We start from the raw sequence: 4,842 nt of genomic DNA on the forward strand, positions 1-4,842 counted from the left end.
CAACCGCCTTATCAATTGAGCTACCGTATCCTACCGACAAACTGGACTTACTGGATGAAGATTCAGGTGAAAAAAGGCTCGCCACCTGATCAAAGTTGTTGTCGATGGCATCTTTAAATTCGTCTTCGATAATCTCTATTGTGCCATCCAATTCAGTGCGGATACCGATGTTGCTCAACGCAGAAAATCCACTGTCGATACCAGGCACCATCGAGTTCATCATCTGGCGTATCTGGGACAGCATATTCTTGGCACTGCCATCCTTTGACAGCCCGCCCACGGTCACCTCTTCACTCTCTGCATCCGTCGAGGTACCTGTGAGGTTTTTCAGGGTTTCATAGAGCGAGTTATACGCCTCGACAAAATCACGCACCGCTTGCTCACCGGTGGAGCTGTCTTCACTGATAGAGAAGGTGATCTTGTCACCGGCACTGGCTTTGTTCACACTGAAAGACAAGCCCGGTATAACATCGTCGATGTTATTGCTTTCACGCGAGACATCCAGCCCGTTAATCTGAAGGGTCGCGTCGGCTGCAGCCTGAGTTTGTATCAACTGACTGTCGACCCCATCCTCAAACGCAAACTGCGCATGATCAGGCGCTGTAATTTGAATCGCATTTTTAGCGCCGGACGGCGCCGTTAACAACATCTGCGACTGCCCATCTGTCTGAATAATCGACGCCTGCAGGTCAACATCCGCTTCATTAATTTTTCTGACGAGGTCCTGCAGCGAGTCATCATCATCCAGACTGATGGTGAGGGCATCTTTATCAGCATTTTGGGCAAAACCAGAGGGTCTGCCTAACGCCGGATCAGCCGGTGCGGTATAACTGTCCCATTCACCAAAACGGAAGGTTATATCACCAGCACCCAACGCTGCACCCGTATCGCTAATTGCCGCAGTTGCAAGACTCTGAGACTGAGCGACCCCCAACACTTCGATCTGGTAAGCTCCCACTTGGGCGTTCGCCTCTAGCTTATCAGGTGTAATGACATCGGAATCGGGGAAGGAGACGGAACGGGCATTAAACGTATCCGCTTCAGACAGCGGCTTAAGCACACCCTGAAATTCACTCAGGCTGCTTTTTAATACACCGTAGGCGGAGATCTGAGCTTCCAGCTTCTCCTGGCGGGAATCTAAACGGCCCTCTAACGGGGCTTTTTCAACGGCTACCAAGCCATCAACCAGGCCACTCACATCAATCCCTGAACCTGCGCCCAACGAGCTGATGATATTGTTACCCATAACTAAAACTCCCGATTAACTGAACACACTTAGAAACGATTATAAGGGGCTAAGCACGATCGTTGAAGATAACACCTAAGACACCCTCAAGGTTTTTGGCGAATTTCAATGCCTCTTCATTCGGAATCTGTCGGATTACTTCGTTGGTTTTAACATCCATCACCTTAACGATGACTTCATCTTGCTCTTTATCCACACTGAACGCCAGAGAGCGCTGCCCATCCTTCATCAGCTCATTCAGGCGATCAATCGCATCCTGCAGCTGTTCAGCTGAAATATCTTCTGTTTCCTGAATCGATGCTTTAGCACGTGCTTCCGATTCAGCCACTTGTTTGGCCTGCTGAGCCTGATCAGGTTGTTGAACCTGACCCGCTTGTTGAGCTTGCCCTAGTTGTTGCTGGGTTGTTTGCGGAACTGAGGAGGCTGCAACGGTTGCAGCGTTCATGGACTCGATAGCCATCCCTAACCTCCTAATTGAATATGGAAAACTGCCCTACGCAGAAAGTAGGGCAGTTTTAGTCATACTACGGAGCTTACTGAAGCAGTGACAGTACAGACTGAGGCGCAGCATTGGCCTGCGCCAACATCGCAGTACCGGCCTGCTGCAGTACCTGAGCACGACTCAGATTAGCAGATTCTGCCGCAAAGTCCGCATCTTCGATACGGGAACGCGCCGCCGAAGTATTTTCAACCACATTGGACAAGTTGTTCACGGTGAAGTCCAGACGGTTACTCACCGCACCCATCTCACTTCGCACATCGTTCACCTGTTCCAGGGCATTATCGATCGCATCAATTGCTTTCTGCGCACCTTCGGCGGTGGAGATATCCACGTCTTTCAGGAACTGACCACTAGACGCGCCCCCAAAGTCACCCACCTTCAGACCTAACCCTTCAACACCGGCCTTGCCGTTGGAGCTGCCATCCACACTGATAGTGCTCGCAGAACTCAGACTCACGGATGAGTAGGTGGTGGCCGCGACTTCAGCAGCAGTATCACCCGCTCCCCCTGCGGTAATATCCGCCTCACCGATCGCTGCACCGCTAAGACCAAAGTTAGTACCAGTGATACCGCCGCCGCCACCGGCATTCGCTGCGTTGGTATCAATCGCCGCTACGATGTTACGGCCATCAGCCGCAGTCAGCGTGAGGGTTTTACCGTTATCTTCTGCGACAACCCCGGTCTGCCCAGATACGGCATTGATTTGGTCAACTGCATGGCTACGGTTATCTTCCGCTGTACCCTGCACCGTCAGATTGATCGCCACGCCATTCAGGTGCAGCGTTCCGGTTTCAGCCGCAGTACCGTTGGTTGCAGTGGTAGTACCAACCACTTCGGTGGCATTCGCCGTTGCAGTCACACCGGTCTCGGCAGTAGCGTCATTGATTGCCGCAGCAATTGCGATACCACTGGCTTCCTTGCTGCTTGAGATAGCACCGTCATAAGACGCAGTATCATCAGATGCTTTGGCCTCACGAATAGAGGTACCGTTCACCACCAGATCACCCGCATCCAGGTTATCGTAGTTCACTGCACCCGCAACGGTTGCTGTCGAACCCTGTGTAGTGGTCACCGTCAGGCCGTTTGTGGTTTCAGCATCTACAACAATATCAGCTATAGCTCCCGCAGCGGTTGCGGTGAACTGTACGGTGTTACCAGCTGCAGCTGCAGATGTAAAGTTCGCCGAGGTCTGGCCCGAAAAAGTACCTGTGGCTAAATCTGCTGGGGTCGAGTTTGTCGCCAAGTTCGCAAAGGCGCCTGCAACCTCATTGGCCGATGTCGCCCCGGTAGAGGTATAAGTCAAACCATCTACAGTCACACTCTCACCGGCGGCCAACGCACTAAATGTCATCGTAGACTGTTCTATTGCTTCGGTCACACCAGCAATAGTCTCAGTGGGTGTAACCGCCGCAACGGTATCAGCATTACCATCACCATCCGCATACACAAAGTCACCCGCAACAACCGTAGTTGCACCGGTAGCCGTTGCCGTCCATGTTAGGGTACCAGCACCGTCATTAGCATCCAGGGTCCAATTCCCGTCGGCTGTAGTGCTTCCGATACCGATCTGAGCCGCAAGCGCATCAGCCACCTGTGTCGCTGTATAGACGCCTGCAGATAAAGTCAGTGCTTCACCGTCAAAGGTAAGTGTTGAATCCGCGCCTGCTACAGTGATACCACCCATTAGAGAGGTAAACTCTTCAGCCACACCGGTAACACCCTGAGTAACACCACCCACTGACGGTGCACCTGCCGCCACTGCATTAGTCGATGCGGTCAGATCCAGATCCGATACATTACTGTTAGCGGTAGAGCTGGTAAAGGTTACTTCACTGCCTGAGTTAGCGCCGGTACTGAAGCCTGTGAGGGTTCCGCTGAATTGACCACCAGGGGTGGCAGTATCAACCAGTGAGGAAAATTGAAATGCAACCGCAGCAGCATTATCACCAGCGGCCGAGGTGTAGGTCAGCCCACCAACGGATACAGACTCACCCGCTGCCAGATCCGTAAATGAAACAACGGAACTCTCTGTCGCATCAACCGCTGCCGCTAGAGAACCCGCCGCCACCTGCGAGGTGGACGTCACCGTTGCGATACCCGCACTGTAGGTACCCGCACTTAGACCCGCATTGGACAGATCGCCACCTCCAGTCCCGTTACCGCCGGAGACTTCAATGGTATCCGTGCCCGCATTAGCGACCAGCGTATAACCACCGGAGTAGGTATCTGTTGCAGCAATACCGGTACCCGTATTGGTGACACCGCTGAACGACACTTCAATATTACGACCGTCCGCAGCGCTCAGGGTAATACCCAGCGAGTCTTCACCGCTATCCGTTGCAGTGATACCGGTTTCAGCCGATTTCTGGTTAATCGTCTCCACTAACGCGGCACGGGTTGCGGTGGTATCTGTACTGGTTGTCGCACTGAATGCAGTACCATTAATGGTCACCGTACCGCTTGCCGCCGCACCGGTCATTGCGCTACCCGCGACCTCATTCTCATCAACAACAGCACTCACACCAGACTGATCTGCAACGGCATTAATGGCCGCCGCTTTTGCAATCGAGCTGGTCGCTGCTTCAGATGTTGACGCAGTGTCATCCGCGGCCTTAGATGCACCAACAGCAACACCATTGATCACTAAGTCACCGTTTGCTAACGCCTGATCAGTACCGGTAGCACTCACACCACCATCGGCCGAAACACCCAGCGCGGACGTTGATATTTCTCCCATCTTCATTTCGATGTTCTGACCAGAATCAGCACCCACCTGAAGGTTGACACTTTCCTGACTGCCATCAAGCAACTTCAGACCGTTAAACGTGGTGTTGTCAGAGATACGATCCAGCTCTGCTTTCAGCTGCTGCACCTCGGCATTCATGGTGCCACGGTTACCGTCCTGATAAGTACCGTTGGCAGACTGTACAGACAGCTCACGCATACGCTGCAGGATGTTGGTGGATTCATCCAATGCACCTTCAGCGGTCTGGATCATAGAGACGCCGTCGTTGGCGTTTCGCACCGCCTGATTCAGGCCATTGATCTGAGAAGTCATGCGATTTGAGATGGACAGACCGGCTGCGTCATAAGC

At 52.9% G+C, this 4,842-nt stretch carries 3 protein-coding genes; all 3 read right to left on the reverse strand.

The features are described from left to right. Positions 1-1,246, reverse strand: a 1,246-nt coding sequence (fliD, locus tag ABYW01_RS14260; RefSeq protein WP_372833832.1) for a flagellar filament capping protein FliD, incomplete at its 3' end; no start/stop codon positions are given. A 49-nt stretch (positions 1,247-1,295) separates the two neighbouring features. Then, on the reverse strand, positions 1,296-1,706 hold the full coding sequence (locus ABYW01_RS14265) for a flagellar protein FlaG (protein ID WP_372833834.1): 411 nt from the start codon (positions 1,704-1,706) through the stop codon (positions 1,296-1,298). 73 nt (positions 1,707-1,779) lie between these two features. After that, positions 1,780-4,842, reverse strand: a 3,063-nt coding sequence (locus ABYW01_RS14270) for a flagellin (protein ID WP_372833836.1), incomplete at its 5' end; no start/stop codon positions are given.

Origin of the sequence: Pontibacterium sp. (assembly GCF_041587635.1) — a bacterium.
GTDB lineage: Bacteria > Pseudomonadota > Gammaproteobacteria > Pseudomonadales > Balneatricaceae > Pontibacterium.

Excerpts from the sequence above, each read along its gene's own strand:
- ABYW01_RS14265 (WP_372833834.1), bottom strand. The coding sequence starts at position 1,706 with ATGGCTATCGAGTCCATGAACGCTGCAACCGTTGCAGCCTCCTCAGTT.